The 16,358-nt window shown below is 45.6% G+C and carries 12 protein-coding genes and 1 pseudogene; all 13 read left to right on the top strand.

Going from position 1 to position 16,358, the window contains the following annotated elements:
- The first annotated feature begins 456 nt into the window (after positions 1-456).
- The 13 genes and pseudogenes from mutL to J2T20_RS25910 all read left to right on the top strand — a co-directional run bounded on the left by mutL (position 457) and on the right by J2T20_RS25910 (position 16,171).
- Positions 457-2,436 (top strand): DNA mismatch repair endonuclease MutL, encoded by a 1,980-nt coding sequence (mutL, locus tag J2T20_RS08035; protein WP_307587264.1) that lies wholly within the window; start codon positions 457-459, stop codon positions 2,434-2,436.
- A gap of 43 nt (positions 2,437-2,479) precedes the next feature.
- Positions 2,480-3,259 carry a class I SAM-dependent methyltransferase gene (locus J2T20_RS08030; protein ID WP_307587263.1) on the top strand — a complete coding sequence of 260 codons (780 nt, stop codon included), beginning with the start codon at positions 2,480-2,482 and terminating at the stop codon, positions 3,257-3,259.
- Positions 3,249-4,205, top strand: coding sequence for a tRNA (adenosine(37)-N6)-dimethylallyltransferase MiaA (gene miaA, locus J2T20_RS08025; protein WP_307587261.1), 957 nt, complete (start codon positions 3,249-3,251; stop codon positions 4,203-4,205). The genes J2T20_RS08030 and miaA overlap by 11 nt, the downstream gene beginning before the upstream one ends.
- A 553-nt stretch (positions 4,206-4,758) precedes the next feature.
- The gene (gene hfq, locus J2T20_RS08020; RefSeq protein WP_036656093.1) at positions 4,759-4,998 is read left to right on the top strand and encodes an RNA chaperone Hfq; all 240 of its coding nucleotides are present in this window, start codon (positions 4,759-4,761) and stop codon (positions 4,996-4,998) included.
- Positions 4,999-5,177: 179 nt separating this feature from the next.
- The gene (locus J2T20_RS08015; protein ID WP_307587259.1) at positions 5,178-7,751 is read left to right on the top strand and encodes a PBP1A family penicillin-binding protein; all 2,574 of its coding nucleotides are present in this window, start codon (positions 5,178-5,180) and stop codon (positions 7,749-7,751) included.
- 122 nt (positions 7,752-7,873) lie between these two features.
- On the top strand, positions 7,874-8,428 hold the full coding sequence (locus tag J2T20_RS08010; protein ID WP_307587258.1) for a DUF402 domain-containing protein: 555 nt from the start codon (positions 7,874-7,876) through the stop codon (positions 8,426-8,428).
- A gap of 2 nt (positions 8,429-8,430) precedes the next feature.
- Positions 8,431-9,096 carry a YdcF family protein gene (locus J2T20_RS08005; protein ID WP_307587256.1) on the top strand — a complete coding sequence of 222 codons (666 nt, stop codon included), beginning with the start codon at positions 8,431-8,433 and terminating at the stop codon, positions 9,094-9,096.
- Between the two features lie 82 nt (positions 9,097-9,178).
- A complete protein-coding gene (locus J2T20_RS08000; RefSeq protein WP_307587255.1) occupies positions 9,179-10,144 on the top strand; it encodes an AAA family ATPase in 966 nt (321 codons plus the stop codon).
- A gap of 50 nt (positions 10,145-10,194) precedes the next feature.
- Positions 10,195-11,520: a GTPase HflX gene (hflX, locus tag J2T20_RS07995; RefSeq protein ID WP_307587253.1), complete on the top strand. Its 1,326-nt coding sequence runs from the start codon at positions 10,195-10,197 to the stop codon at positions 11,518-11,520.
- 97 nt (positions 11,521-11,617) lie between these two features.
- Complete coding sequence (locus J2T20_RS07990; RefSeq protein WP_307587251.1) at positions 11,618-12,871, top strand: methionine gamma-lyase family protein; 1,254 nt, start codon at positions 11,618-11,620, stop codon at positions 12,869-12,871.
- An 83-nt stretch (positions 12,872-12,954) separates the two neighbouring features.
- On the top strand, positions 12,955-13,365 hold the full coding sequence (locus J2T20_RS07985) for a MerR family transcriptional regulator (RefSeq protein WP_036656080.1): 411 nt from the start codon (positions 12,955-12,957) through the stop codon (positions 13,363-13,365).
- 27 nt (positions 13,366-13,392) lie between these two features.
- Positions 13,393-14,721, top strand: coding sequence for a type I glutamate--ammonia ligase (gene glnA / locus J2T20_RS07980; RefSeq protein ID WP_307587248.1), 1,329 nt, complete (start codon positions 13,393-13,395; stop codon positions 14,719-14,721).
- Positions 14,722-15,005: 284 nt separating this feature from the next.
- Positions 15,006-16,171: pseudogene (locus tag J2T20_RS25910) on the top strand (ISL3 family transposase).
- Positions 16,172-16,358 lie beyond the last annotated feature (187 nt).

The raw sequence follows: 16,358 nt of genomic DNA, 5'->3' as shown, positions 1-16,358 counted from the left end.
ACTCAGAATGGTGAATTCAAATGTATAAATACACTTGATTGCGCCTCAATAGCTCAGAATGGTGAATTCAAATGTATACGTACACTTGATTGCGCCTTAATAGCTCAGAATGGTGAATTCAAATGTAAAAGTACACTTGATTGCGCCTCAATAGCCAGAATGGTGAATTCAAATGTAAAAGTACACTTGATTGCGCCTCAATAGCTCAGAATGGTGAATTCAAAGGTATACGTACACTTGATTGCGCCTTAATAGCTCAGAATGGTGAATTCAAATGTATAACTACACTTGATTGCGCCTCAATAGCTCAGAATGGTGAATTCAAAGGTATACGTACACTTGATTGCGCCCCAATAGCTCAGAATGGTGAATTCAAATGTAAAAGTACACTTGAATGCGCCCCAATAACCCTACAGGTTATTTCTATCTAAATTGTCAAACAGCGAGGTGAATGACATGGCTAAAATTCATATATTGGACGAGCATATTGCGAACCAGATTGCGGCTGGTGAAGTGGTCGAGCGTCCAGCTTCGGTCGTAAAGGAATTAGTGGAGAATGCGATTGATGCCAAGAGTACTGTAATCGAGGTCTCTGTGGAGGAAGGCGGCCTGCAGAGTATCCGTGTGAAGGATAATGGTTCGGGGATAGAGGGGGATGATTGCGAGACGGCTTTTTATCGACATGCCACAAGTAAAATCGCGAATGGACGCGATCTGTTCCTGATAACAAGCCTGGGCTTCCGCGGGGAAGCATTACCCAGTATTGCCGCCGTATCCAAGGTCTCGCTGCTGACGGCTAGTGCAGATGATGGAAAAGGCAGGTTAATCAAGATTGAGGGCGGCAAGCTGATTTGTAATGAAGATGCTCCTTCCGGGCAAGGAACTGATTTTGAGGTTCGGGAGTTATTCTTCAATACACCGGCAAGACTGAAATATATGAAAAGCGTTCAGACGGAGCTGGGGCATATTTCGGATGCCATGTACCGCATGGCTCTGGCACATCCAGACATCTCCTTCAGGTTCCAGCATAACGGCAACCAGCTCCTCCATACTTTGGGTAATGGTGATTTGCTGCAGGTGATTGCCGCTGTATACGGGACTTCAGCAGCAAAGGCCATGCTGCCGATCACAGCCGAAGATCCCGACTATCGGATTTCCGGCTATATCAGCCGTCCCGATTGGACGCGTTCGAATCGTAACGCAGTAACAACAATAGTAGGCGGACGTTATATCCGGAGCAACGGATTGAACGCAGCGGTGATGCGTGCATATCATACTTTATTGCCGATTAACCGCTATCCATTACTTGTAATGAAGCTGTACATGCATCCTTCCCTAGTTGACGTTAACGTTCATCCAGCCAAACTGGAGGTCCGATTCAGCAAGGAAGTGGAACTGTACAAGTTCGTTGAAGAGGAGACCCGAAAGGTATTATTGGGTCAGACACTTATCCCCAGACCGGGCAGAGAAACGATCGGGCCCAAGGGGAGCTCCTCTATTATACAGGAGCAATTCGCTTTTCAGAAGGGTTCAAAAGAGGGTTTGAAAGAGAGCCCAATACAGCGCCCTGACCGAGCGGAATACTCAGACTCGAACGTTAACAACGGGCTCATCACAGGGACACCAACTTTTTCACAACAGGATAAACAAAGTGAAACAGAGCCCTACAAATCAGAACCATACAAAACAGAATCCTTTAAAACCGGCAATGCATCCCAAGCGGCTCCACAAATTCGCGAAGCAGGGAAAAATAACAGCTATCGTGCACCACAGCCTACTTACAATCCGCGAGAACAGGCTGCGGGGCTTGAAGAGCTTTTAGCACCTCCTGCCGGTGGAGGTACGGGTCTTCCGGTATTTCCAGAACTGAATTATATCGGACAGCATCACGGGACCTATATTATCGCTCAGAATGAGGAAGGCTTATATTTAATAGATCAGCATGCCGCTCATGAACGAATCAATTATGAATTTTATTATGAGCAATTTGGACGGCCCGCAGATGCATCTCAAGAGCTTTTATTGCCCATAACACTTGAGTTCACTCCATCCGAAAGCCGACAGCTAGGAGAACGTTTGCATTGGTTCGAGCAGGCCGGTGTGTATCTGGAGCATTTCGGGGGTCAGACTTTTCTTGTCCGTTCCTTGCCCTATTGGTTCCCTCAAGGGGAGGAAAAGGCGATTATCGAGGAAATGGCAGAGTGGGTGCTGAGTGAGAAATCCATCGATCTGGCTAAGTTACGTGAAAAGTCTTCTATTCTATGTTCCTGTAAAGCATCCATTAAAGCGAATCATAAACTCACAGAACAGGAAGTGGACAGCCTGTTAACTCGATTATCTGCTTGCAAACAGCCATATACCTGTCCGCACGGCCGTCCGATTCTGATTTCTTTTTCTGTCTATGATCTGGAAAAATTATTCAAACGGGTTATGTAATCTATGAAGTGAAAGTGTATACCGAAACTAGTCAGGAGGCATCATGATTATAACTACGGGCAATAGCCCGATTCCGGAAATTGTGCAGCGTGCGCAGTCACTCGCGGATCGGTTAAAGGTTGATTATAAACCGCGCGGAACCCTTTCTTTAACCAAGCTGGTAGAATATTATCAGGACCAAGAAGTGCTGGTTGTGCTGCAAGAGGCTGTACGGCTTCTGCGGCCTGGGATGCCACCTATGCAATTTCACCCGAGTATGGGTTTTGTTCGGGCAAAACGGGTATTAAAAGGCGAAACTGACCCCATGCTAGAAGCTGCCGGTATGGTACCGGGAGATAGTGTACTGGACTGCACGGCAGGCCTCGGAACAGACTCTCTTCTGTTTGCTGTTTATGGCGGTGAAGCTTCAGAGGTTACCGCTATCGAGAGTTCACTACCGCTGTATGGACTCTTGTTAGAAGGGATGAGCCATTATATTACCGGGAATGAGAAAGTAAATGCTGCTTTGCGGCGGATTAAGGTTGTACATAATGATCATTTGGATTATTTGAGAGCACAGCCTGATAAAAGTGTGGACATTGTCTATTTTGATCCGATGTTCCGCCAGCCTTTAACGGATTCAGCGGCCATATCTCCTTTACGCCAGTTTGCAAATGGTGCTGCTTTGTCCCCTGAGAGTGTGTCTGAAGCCGTAAGAATTGCCCGCAAAGCAGTGCTGTTGAAGGAAAAAAGTCTTAGCGGTGAATTTGCAAGGCTGGGTTTTTCCGAGCTGCTGCGCAGTAATTCCAAAACTTCGTACGGGGTGATACAAATTGACAACTGAAGCAAAACCTAAGCTGTTGGTCCTTTTGGGTCCCACTGCTGTAGGTAAGACGAGACTGAGCTTGGAGCTTGCAGCCGCATACGATGCTGAAATTATCTCAGGTGATTCGATGCAGGTGTACCGTGAGATGGATATAGGAACAGCCAAAATCACTCCCGAGGAGATGCAAGGCATTCCCCATCATTTAATTGATATTCATGATCCGCAGGATTCCTACTCGGCAGCTGAATTTCAGGAGCACGCAACCAAAGCTATTGAAGATATCCGCGCAAGAGGGAAGCTCCCCTTTATTGTTGGAGGCACCGGACTTTATATTGAGTCCTTATGTTACGGCTTTCGCTTCTCGGAAGCTGTGGCAGATGAGGCCTTTCGTAAGGAGCAGGATGAATACGCGGAGGAGCACGGAGCTCTTGCTTTGCACGCCAGATTAGAGGCTGTTGACCCGATCAGTGCAGCCCGTCTGCACCCTAATGACCGCCGTAGAATCATACGGGCTCTAGAGATTCACCATCAGACAGATACGACACTTTCATCCTCTCATGCTGCCCAAAAGAAGGAGTCTCCGTACGAGCTGTGCATCATCGGTTTGACAATGGACCGGAAAATACTATATCAACGTATTGAAGACCGAATTGATCAAATGCTGGCAGATGGCCTTGTAGATGAAGTTAGAACTCTATTGGAGCGCGGCTACGTCAGGGGGCTTGTGTCCATGCAGGGACTAGGCTACAAGGAAATTGCGGCATACCTCGCGGGCGAAACTACTTACGAGGAGGCGGTGACACTTCTTAAACGCGATACCCGCCGATTCGCCAAAAGACAGCTGTCATGGTTTCGTCACATGAAGGAAATTGAGTGGATCGATGTTGATGAAGAGCAAAACTTCTCTGTGTATTTTGAAAAAATACGTGACATTATTACAAATAAATTCAGTGAAGGCAAGTAAAATCACATTGCTTGCAAAACTGAAGGTATAGGATGTTTCCTAAGAGATTTTTCACTTTCTCGGAAGCATCCTTTTTTAATTTTTTGGAAGACCTTCAAAAATGTACTGGAGCACGAAATATAAGAATGTATGAGATATCGATACGAAAGTCCGTTATTAAATGCTAATCATAATGTCGGTCATCTTCATTTAAATAAGCGGATTCTTATTTCGATCTTCACTAAAAGCAGAAGTTGTCAAGATTGACGGGAAGGGTGCTAAGATTTAACATATATAATGAGAGGAGCCAAAATATAGCGAATTGACCAACAAACATAAAATAAAAGGAGCTATCTAAAAACACGTAAAAAGTAACATAATCGTTTAACTCGATTTAAGTACGATTCGAAAAAAGGATCATTACTCCCATGAACAAGCAAACAATATCTGAAATTTGCCTCTGTTTTAGTTCATTGATGTAAGTACATATTACGTGATATAATAGCAGGAAAGTTTCTCTCAGGTCTTGAATATACTTCTGAACAATCTAATTGAACCATTGGGGGTACGGCATATGAACAAGTCCATTAACATCCAAGATACGTTCTTGAACCAACTGCGTAAAGAGAATATCCCTGCTACAGTATATTTAACCAACGGCTTCCAGATCCGGGGGATTATTAAAGCGTTCGATAATTTTACAATTGTTATTGATAGTGACGGACGCCAGCAAATGGTGTACAAGCATGCCATTTCAACATTTACTCCGCAACGCAGTGTATCTTTGATGCAGGACAGCGGCAATAACGAGTAATTGGCGTCAGCCATTTGGAGAGAAATCTTTTAACCTGGAAGATAAACATGCTTGAAGTGAAACCTTTTTGTTTATAATGCGTTTGAATAGAATGAAAGAGAGCAACCTGAGAAGGTTGTTCTTTTCATTCCGGGGTAGACTATAATTTATTTTTTTCCACAAGGGAGTCAGGAGGCACCATGTCTAGAGACGATAGTACAAGATCAAACCGAAACAGAGACAGAGACAGAGACAGAGAGCAGCCCAAACCTAAAAAGAAAAAGAAAAAACTATTAACCAAAAAACGTGTATTATGGACTTTATTTTTTGCCACGGCGCTGGCTATTTTTTGCGCCCTAGGCGGTTATCTGTTCATTATGCTGAACGGTGAGAAGCTGCTTAAGGAAAATGCAGGGAAGTTGACTGTTAACCCCACTACTAAGGTTTATGATCGGAATGCAAACTTAATTGGAGAGTTGTCGCTTGAAAAAAGTGATCCAGTCGAACATGACAAAATCCCGGAGCTGCTTATTAACGCTTTTGTAGCCACCGAGGACAAACGCTTTTTTGAACACAAAGGAGTTGATTTCTGGTCAATCGGGCGTGCCGCTGTCAAGGACATTGCAGCTCGCAGTATGGTTGAGGGTGGGAGTACCATAACTCAGCAGCTGGCCAAAAACATATTTTTAACGCGAGATAAAACCTTTTTCCGGAAAGCAACGGAAGTATCCATAGCCATAGCTTTGGAGAATGATAATACTAAAGACGAAATTATTACGATGTATTTAAATAGAATTAACTTTGGCGGCACGGTTTACGGTATTAAGGCTGCCTCTGAACGTTATTTTGGCAAAAGCAATCTTGAGGGTCTTAAGATTTGGGAAATGGCGACACTGGCTGCTATGCCGAAGGGACCTTCCCGCTATAATCCACTTCGTAATCCTGAGCTTTCGAAGGAGCGCCGTGCAGTTGTGCTGACACTTATGCATGAGCAGGGCTTCATTACGGAGCAAGAGATGATTGATGCCAAGGCTGTTGATTACACGTATAAACCGCCTGCAAGCAAGCAGCGGTATCAAGCATTCATAGACTATGCTGTAGATGAGGCTGAGGAGAAGTTCGGGCTCTCAGAGGATGACTTGAACATTGGTGGATACAAAATCTACACCACGATGGATAAACACGCTCAGCAAACGGTGGAGGATGCATTCGCAGATGCGGATAATTTTGAGAAAAGTGCCGATGATGAACTGGTCCAAGGATCTATGGTCATTATGAACCAAGAGAACGGCAGTATTATGGCTTTACTGGGTGGACGTAATTATGAGAAAAAAGGCTACAGCCGCGTATCGGCAAGCCGCCGTTCACCGGGATCGGCCTTTAAGCCCATCGTATCTTATGCTCCCGCGTTGGAGTCTGGAAAGTTCACGGTGGATTCTCAGTTGAGTAACGAGAAACAATGCTTCGGCAAATATTGCCCGAATAACCTTCATGGATATTCCTCGTCCATCAATATGAGTGACGCATTGCAGAAGTCAGAAAATATACCTGCAGTGTGGCTGCTGAACGAAATTGGTGTGAACACAGGGTTCCAATTTGCTAAGAAAATGGGCATCTCCCTTGCCGATGAAGATAAGAATTTATCGCTGGCACTTGGGGGGATGAGTAAAGGTACCAATACCTTAGAAATGGCTCAGGCTTACAGCGCTTTTGCGAATGGTGGAGAATTGAGAGAGGCTTATGCCATCAAATCCATTACAGATAGCGATGACAAGACCGTTTTCAAAGCCGATACATCATCGGAACGAGTCATGTCAGAAACCACAGCCTATCAGATGACGCAAATGATGCAGAAGGTAGTAGAAAGTGGTACAGGTAAAAAAGCCCGAATTAACCGACCAGTAGCCGGTAAGACGGGTACTACACAGAGTGGATACTCTGGAATAAGCTCAAATAGGGATGTATGGTTTGTAGGTTATACACCAGAATGGACAGCAGCGGTTTGGATGGGCTACGATGAGCCTGATAAAAAACATTTGCTTAAGAACAGCAGTCCGCTGGCTGCTGCGTTCTGGGGTAAAGTTATGGAGGAAGCTCTGAAGGATTATCCAGTCAAGCCATTCTCAGATTCCGGTAACATTGACCTTCCTGAGGCTACTGAGGATCCTGCTGCCAATCAGACGATCACTGATTTGTCGGCTCAATATGATCCTTCAACCATGACGGTCAATATGAGCTGGACGGGACTTCCTACTGAGGGTGTAGAGTACCGTATTTATCGCAGAGAAACTTCAGAAGCGGACTTTACTCCATTGTTGAGCTCACTGTCTTCAAGTGCGGCAGATATTAGTGCGATGCCAGGCTTGATTTATGAATACTATGTAACAGCTTACTATTCCGACAGGGGTATAGAGAGCGAGCCTTCTAATCTAGTTAACGTTTCTGTTCAAGATACTCCACCTATAGATGAACCTATTCCTACACTGGATCCAGCACTTCCTACGGATTCACCAGGGAATGGATCTAACAATGGTTCAAACCAAGGTGGTAACGGCAATGGAAACGGTAATGGAAATGGGAATGATGAGGGTGGAGTCTCTCCGGGGGCGACAGCAACACCTGCTCCTCCTACAGAAACTCCCGTGCCTACAGATTCGCCAATCGTAGATCCGGGCACCGGAGGAGGAACGGGTACCGAAGCTACGGCTAGTCCAAATCCTGATATCGGGTTTACGGAGAAGGAATTCTCCAAAGATAAGCTTGAGAAAAGATAACCTCCTGCCCTGATCACTCTAAGGATCCGTATAGATCGGATATTAGGGGATCAGGGTTTCTTTTTGAGTGTAAACCCTAAATGTGGTAAGCTGAAGTCACCATACTGGAGAGGGTTATTTATATGAAACGTAAATTCGGAGACCGGGCCAACTGGCGCCGGATTACGCGCCGCCATTTTGCCTGCCGCTATGTGGAAAGCCGGGAATTCAATGGTTTCATCACACTTTACACAATCTATGGGCTTAAAGAACCGTTGTGGAAGAGCTATGGCAGGCATACATACCGCATTGCAGACAAAGGGTATTCATGGCTGCAGTATTTCCCTAAAGACAGTCATTATATTGTGACTGCTATGTTCGATGATAAGCAAAATATTATTCAGTGGTACATTGATACCTGTAAGGTACAGGGGGTTACAGATCAAGGTGTTCCTTGGTTTGATGATCTATACCTTGATGTGGTGGTACTATGGAATGGAGAGGTATTTCTGCTGGACGAGGATGAGCTGGACGAGGCGCTTGAGCATAGCGACATTACAGATGATGAGTACAATCTTGCCTGGGCTACTGCTAACACCCTGTTACGAAGCATCGATGCTCATGCCTTTCCTTATTTCTCTCTTTCCTTAAAGCACCGAGCCGAGTTGTTCCATAATGGAGATTTCAGGAGGAAATGAAAATGGAGTGGCAGGGTGGCAGCGGATCTTCACCGATCCGGATAATGTCTAGAAAACGAAGATTTAGATCCATGCGTGGAATAAAAATTACATTCGTTGCTTTGCTGATTGTTGGACTTCTCTGGTGTGCATTCGCTTTTTGGAATATCAACCGTACGGTGACTACTACTCCCATGACAGGTGGTGATGTCGGTATCGTACTTGGAATGTCGATGTGGGGAGATGAGCCGAGTCCCGGATTGAAAGAAAGGCTGGATTACGGTCTGAAGCTTTATAAAGAAGGTGAATTTTCTCGGTTTATAGTTACTGGGGGATTAGATAAACCGGATCTTAAGTATACTGAAGCTCAAGGAATGCGAAATTACCTCGTTCAACAGGGAGTGCCGGAAGATCGTATTTATGTGGAGAACAAGGCCACCAGTACTTATGAAAACTTATTATTCGGTAAAGAAATTATGGTTCGTGAAGGCTGGTCTAGTGCTGTGATCATTACGCATACGTATCATGGTCGGCGCTCTCAGGAGATTGCAGCAGAACTCGGATATGCCAAAACGGAGCTAGGATTGACTGATTCAAAAATCATGTCAATGGCTTGGCATAAATCCCGGGAGATTCTGGCCTACACCAAATGGAAGGGTAAGCAGTTTACCTTGCAATTTGGCAGTTAAAATCTCGAATCTGCTAATAACACCTTATCTATAGGAATAGACTTGAGTAGAGTAGTCAGCCCTGTATAGATGAGGTGAATTCATGAACGGACGTTTAGCTGCGGCAAGCGGGCGGGAGGAAAGCAGACCGTCAAGACAAATAAATATTGTATTGCGGAACCAAGAGCCTCCAATCGTGAGCAGTCCATCAGGAGATAATGAGACTGTACCGCCCAAGGGACATAGTCACAGCGGACTTTTTCAGGAGATTAGCCAAGAACTGGACGCCCTGGTAGGACTGGATAATATCAAGGAATTGGTCTTTGAAATTTACGCCTTGCTGCAAATTGCTCAAATGCGTAGTGAAGCCGGTCTTGCCAGTGGCGGGCAGGCGTATCATATGGTGTTCAAAGGAAACCCAGGAACAGGGAAGACAACTGTGGCCCGAATTGTCGCCAAGCTGTTTCAGAGAATGGGAGTACTGTCCAAGGGACATTTAATTGAAGTGGAAAGAGCGGATCTTGTAGGGGAATACATTGGTCATACTGCACAGAAGACTCGTGATCTTGTCAAGAAAGCGCTTGGTGGGATTCTTTTTATCGATGAAGCTTACAGTCTTGCGCGTGGCGGAGAAAAGGACTTCGGTAAAGAAGCGATAGATACTCTTGTTAAATCTATGGAAGACCATCGCAGTCAATTTGTACTCATACTGGCTGGTTACTCAGGAGAGATTGATTATTTTTTGATGAGCAATCCGGGTCTTCCTTCACGCTTTCCGATTCAGGTTGAATTTCCCGATTACACGATCGATCAGCTGCTGCAAATTGCCGAACTGATGGCTAAGGAACGGGATTATATTTTGATGCCTCAGGCTATACTCAAACTAAAGCAATACTTATTGTTGGAGAAAACTGAGAGTATTCACGCATTCAGTAATGCCCGCTACGTGCGAAATTCAATTGAGAAGGCCGTTCGTAACCAGGCTGTGCGTATTCTGACCCAGTTTGAGAACAGCAGTCCTGGTAAGCAGGAGCTGATGTCGTTGCGTACAGAGGACTTTAAGCTGTAAGGCATCATGGCTAGAATAACAATATTACCGGCATAAGGAGCATGTCATAAATGGCAATAACAACACATAATACAACTACAGAAATACAGGATAGAGCGATACTGGTCAGTCTGGTTACAGATAAAATTAAGCGGACTGGTATTGATCCTGAGCTTTCTCTACAGGAATTAGTTCAATTGGCCGAAACAGCAGGTGTAGAGGTGCTTGATGTATTGCGCCAAAACAAAGAAACACCGGATTCAAAATGGTTTATCGGCAAAGGTAAGGTTGAGGAGCTGCGAATGGCCGCTGATGGATTAGGAGCCACCACCGCAATATTTGATCAGGAGCTATCGGGTGCTCAAGTACGGAATCTGGAGGAAACCCTTGATCTGAAAATCATCGACCGTACGCAATTAATCCTGGACATCTTTGCAGGCCGCGCGAAAACCCGTGAAGGTATTATTCAGGTGGAACTGGCCCAGCTGTCTTATTTGCTGCCCCGGCTTTCGGGACAGGGTAAGAACCTATCGAGACTTGGCGGCGGAATCGGTACTAGAGGTCCTGGTGAAAGTAAGCTTGAAACCGATCGACGTCATATCCGTGACCGGATTACTGAACTGAAACGCCAGCTTGATGAGGTTATTAAGACCCGTGAATTGCATCGTGAACGCCGCCGTAAGAGTGGGGCAATTCAAGTTGCCCTGGTTGGTTACACCAATGCCGGCAAATCGACACTCTTGAAGCAGTTAACTGATGCGGACGTATATATCGAGAATCAGCTGTTCGCAACTTTGGATCCTACATCACGGGTTCTTGCACTTCCTGGCGGTAAAGATGTAGTCCTTACGGATACTGTTGGTTTTATTCAGAATCTCCCGCATCATCTGGTAGCTGCTTTCCGATCGACGCTGGAGGAAGTTAATGAGGCGAATCTGGTGCTGCATGTGGTGGATTCCTCTTCACCGATGCGTGCGGAACAGATGGATGTTGTTCAATCCATCCTACAGGATCTGGGAGCCGCTGGTAAACCGCAAATTACATTGTTTAATAAAATAGACCTCTGTCAGCCTGAAGAGAAGGAAATGCTGCCATCGGACACCCGCCATTTAAAGGTCAGCGCTTTTAATCCGGAGGATTTAGAACGGATTAACAATGTGATACAGGATGAGCTCGCCGGTGACACATTGATCTTTAGAATTCCGGGAGATCGTGGAGATCTTGCTTCACTGCTCTATAGAGTAGGGGAAGTATTGGAACAAACCTATGATGAGAACGATGTTCTTTACAATGTCCGTTTAAATAAAGAGGATTATGTAAAATGGGGTTATATGCTTACTGATTTTGTGGATCAACCAGAAGAAGCTGGTTCCAATGAGAGTGAAACGGAGTTTTAGAAGGTTGAAAGATATTTTATAAGCTGTATAAGTGACGGGGAGCTTACGCTTCCTGTCACTATTATGAGAAGTGGATGTTAGGAGAGATATTAAAGGCATGGCAGTATTTGCAGAAGATCTACTACAAGCAGCTGAGGCTGCGGAAATTGAAATTGAAAGTGCTGTAAACCAACTGAACCGAATAGTTGATCGGAATCAGTGGAAGGTTATTGAAGCCTTTCAAAAGCATCAAGTCAGTGACTTCCATTTTGCCGGCTCTACAGGTTATGCCTACAATGACCGTGGGCGTGAGGTGCTTGAGCTTGTGTATGCGGATGTATTTGGGGCTGAGGCGGCTTTGGTGCGCCCTCATTTCGCTTCAGGCACGCATACAATCTGCACAGCTTTATTTGGTGTGCTGCGGCCCGGGGATGAGCTGCTATATATTACAGGACGGCCCTATGATACCCTGCACAAAGTGGTGGGTAAGCCGGGGGATGGGACAGGTTCACTCGCCGATTTCGGAATTTCATATCGTGAGGTTGCTCTAACTGATGATGGCAAAGTGGACTGGGATGAAGTGTCCCTTGCTGTTAATTCAAAAACCAAAGTGATTGCGATCCAACGCTCGCGTGGATACGACTGGCGCTCGTCTTTTACAGTTTCTGAAATTGGAGAAATGACGAAAAAAGTCAAGGCACTAAAAGCAGATGTTATCGTATTTGTAGACAATTGCTATGGTGAATTTACTGAGGAACTGGAGCCGCCGCAGGTAGGCGCTGATCTGGTAGCTGGTTCGTTGATTAAGAATCCAGGAGGCGGAATTGCGGAGACGGGCGGTTATATCTGCGGGAAGAAGGAACTAGTGGAATTGGCTGCTTACCGCTTGACCGCACCGGGTATAGGTGGAGAAGTAGGTGCGATGCTGGGTACCACTCGAGGTATTTACCAAGGGCTGTTCATGGCTCCGCATACAGTAGGACAGGCAGTCAAAGGAAGTATTTTTGCGGCATCTGTATTCGAACGCTGTGGATTCCAGACGAAGCCGGCTTGGAATGACATGCGTACAGATTTGATACAAGCGGTTTCCTTTGACGGTCCTGAACATCTCATAGCATTCGTACAAGGTATTCAACGAGCAGCTGCCGTCGATAGTCATGTAGTACCTGAGCCGTGGGATATGCCCGGATATGAGCATCCTGTCATAATGGCGGCAGGAACGTTTATTCAAGGTGGAAGCTTGGAGTTATCTGCTGACGCGCCTATTCGTGCGCCATATATCGGATATATGCAAGGTGGATTGACCTATTCTCACGTTAAGTACGGGGTACTTAAGGCGCTGCAAACTATGCGGGATCGTAATTTATTGTAAGAATATCTTACACACCATTGACACGCCAAATTAGGAAATGTACAATGAGATGAGAAAAAGATCATTGGAAGGTTGGATGAGTCATGGGTGATGAAATCCGCAGAAATATGGCATTATTTCCTATAGGTATCGTAATGAAGCTTACTGATTTATCGGCAAGACAAATTCGTTATTATGAGCAACACAGCCTGATCGTACCAGCCCGTACTTCGGGGAATCAGCGTTTATTTTCATTCAATGATGTTGAACGTCTGCTAGAGATCAAAGCATTGATAGAGAAGGGTGTTAACATTGCCGGCATTAAGCAGGTCATGAACCCTGTCACCAAGGAATCTGAGGAAGCTACAGTAATTACCCCGGATACAGAGGTAAGGCGTAGAGAGTTGTCCGATTCCCAGCTTCACCGTTTATTGAAGCAGGAACTGGTCTCAGGTAAAAGACCGGGCCAAGTATCGCTCATTCAAGGAGAATTATCCCGGTTTTTTAATAAATAATATAAAGAGCGTAAGGGAGAGGGTAAAGTGAGCTTTTCTAAAGATGATATTTTAAGAATTGCCAAGGAAGAGAATGTCCGTTTTATTCGTCTGCAATTTACCGATCTGCTGGGTACGATCAAGAATGTAGAAATTCCTTTCAGCCAATTGGAAAAGGCACTTGATAACAAGATGATGTTCGATGGATCTTCTATCGAAGGTTATGTTCGTATTGAAGAGTCTGATATGTATCTGTATCCTGATCTAAGCACATGGGTTATTTTTCCATGGGTGACTGACAGCCGTGTGGCACGTCTGATCTGTGATGTATACATGCCTGATGGCACACCGTTTGCTGGAGACCCGCGCGGTATCCTCAAACGTTGTCTGAAGGAAGCAGAAGATATGGGTTTTACAGCCATGAATGTTGGACCGGAACCTGAGTTTTTCTTGTTCAGAACGGACGAGAAGGGTAATCCTACAACAGAATTGAACGATCAGGGTGGATATTTTGATTTGGCGCCGATGGATCTTGGGGAGAACTGCCGTCGCGAAATCGTATTGACACTTGAAGAAATGGGCTTTGAAGTTGAAGCGTCTCACCATGAAGTGGCTTCTGGCCAGCATGAGATTGACTTCAAATATGCTAACGCGATCAAAGCAGCTGATCAGATCCAAACCTTCAAGCTCGTTGTGAAGACGGTTGCCCGTCAACATGGCCTGCATGCAACTTTTATGCCTAAACCGCTATTTGGTATGAACGGATCCGGTATGCACGCTCACCAATCCTTGTTCAAAGACAGTGAAAACATGTTCTACGATGAAAGTGACAAGCTGGGACTTAGCAAAACAGCACGTTACTACATGGCTGGTATTTTGAAGCATGCACGTGCTTTTGCGGCGATTACCAATCCGACAGTGAACTCTTATAAACGTCTCGTACCTGGTTATGAAGCACCTTGCTATGTAGCCTGGTCTGCAAGTAACCGTAGCCCGATGATCCGTATCCCGGCATCCAGAGGTTTAAGTACACGCGTTGAGGTTCGTAACCCGGATCCGGCAGCTAACCCGTACCTTGCACTAGCTGTAATGTTGAAGGCCGGACTCGACGGTATCAAGCGTCAGCTTGAGCTTCCTGCTCCAATTGACCGCAACATCTACATCATGTCCGAGGAAGAGCGTATCGAAGAAGGCATCCCAAGCTTGCCATCCGACTTGAAGGAAGCGCTAAGTGAAATGATCCGCAGCCAGGTAATCACGGACGCTCTCGGTGAACATGCACTTGCTCACTTCTACGAGTTGAAAGAAATTGAATGGGATATCTACCGGACCCAAGTCCACGAGTGGGAACGTAATCAGTACATGACTCTTTACTAGAACCCAGAACCCTTGACGCTCTATGCGTTGAGGGTTTTTTGTTTATGGGCAAAGGTAAGTTGTTTGGTCGCTTTAAATAAAGTGCCCACAAATAATTATTTGAGGATTTTATTCTGATTTTGATAATTAACGTGATACTTCAATTCATTCGTAAGTGTCTTACTAATTTGGCTCAAAGCCGTAATCAGTACTTGACGAAGTAATCGAAGAGTAAACATGGAAAAACATCTGCTAATCCTGTAGTGTTGTAAGTCCTACCAAACAACCCACAAAGGATAGAGCAGATGCAGAACCAGTATATCAAGGAAATGCTCGACATACCAGAGCTACAAATTCAACACATTTGGTCTATCGTTACCGAAGAACTTCATATCGAAGCTATTCCACTTCGCTACAAGCAATGCTGCCCCTGTGCAAGTCCGATCAAAATGTCATTCGTAAAGGTAATAACGGCATGCGGACGGTAAGGCATTTGCCAGTGTTTGCGAAAAAAACCTTTCTGCATGTGCCTTCCATCCGTTTGTCCTGCACCACTTGTGAAGCCGGATTTGGATGGTCCTACGAATTTGTTGGTTCCAAGCAACGCTACAGCTGGCTTTTTCGTTCTCATACCGTCGAACAAGCGCTAGGGTCAACGGCTGCACATAGCGCCCGCATGCAGCAACTACCTGCAAGCACCGTACAGCGCATGCATAACGAGGCGGTTTCGGCGGAATGTCAGCGCATCGAGGAGCACGTATGGAATGAAGCGAAAGAAATGTCCAATCTGGTTTTAGGTGTCGATGATTTTGCTGTCAAAAAAGGACATACATATAATACCGGCATCCACAATCCCAAAGGCGAGAGCATGCTGGACCTGCTTCCGGGTCGCAAACTAGAAGATTTACGGACGTATGCCCATCTTCATCCAAGCCATGCGATTCGCATAGCGGATCGGTTTCATGTTCACGGTTATGTGATCGAAAGCGTGCAGGAGGTTCGAAAAACCATCCAGTATACGCTGTCACCACGGGCAAAGGCTCACTTAAAAGCCCTTCATCGCTTGCTCAACCCTCCTTCGGAGTCGCTGGACGAGGAAAGCAGAAAGCGGTTGGAGGTGCTGCTAACTTTTTCCCCGCTACTTCACAGCGTGTGGGAGTGGAAAGAAGCATTCTCGACTTGGTATGACTGCTCGCCGAACTTTGCCGTTGCCAAACTGGGATTTGAGCGTTGGTGTGAGAAAGGCGGGAAGATTGACCATCCAGCTGTCCGCAGCGCCTTAAAGACGATGCGCAATTGGAACGTGGAAATTGTAAACTACCATCAATGCCGATGGACAAACGTGACGGTAGAAGGTCGTCACAATCGTATTAAAGCCTTTCAGCGCCGTCATTATTTCACACGAAATCGCAGCCGTTATAAAGCAGGCATTCTCATTGAATGTAACCGCCATCGGATGTTGGCTGGATAGTCAAGAACTGATTTTGAGATTGAGCCTTAATGGCTCAACACTAAAATCAGTTCTTGACAGGTGACGAGAAAGACAGAAATCCGTTACGCCGAATAGAGGAATTTTCTCCCTCTATTTCTGCTCCCGGTACCCCGTTTGGGCAATTAGAGGAAATTTCGCCCGCTAATTTTGAGGATATACCTCTTTG

The organism is Paenibacillus wynnii, from assembly GCF_030812855.1.
Taxonomy (GTDB): Bacteria; Bacillota; Bacilli; order Paenibacillales; family Paenibacillaceae; genus Paenibacillus_AQ; species Paenibacillus_AQ wynnii_A.
The sequence above is the reverse complement of the archived record's forward strand: the minus strand, read 5'-3'. Positions and strand labels throughout refer to the sequence as shown.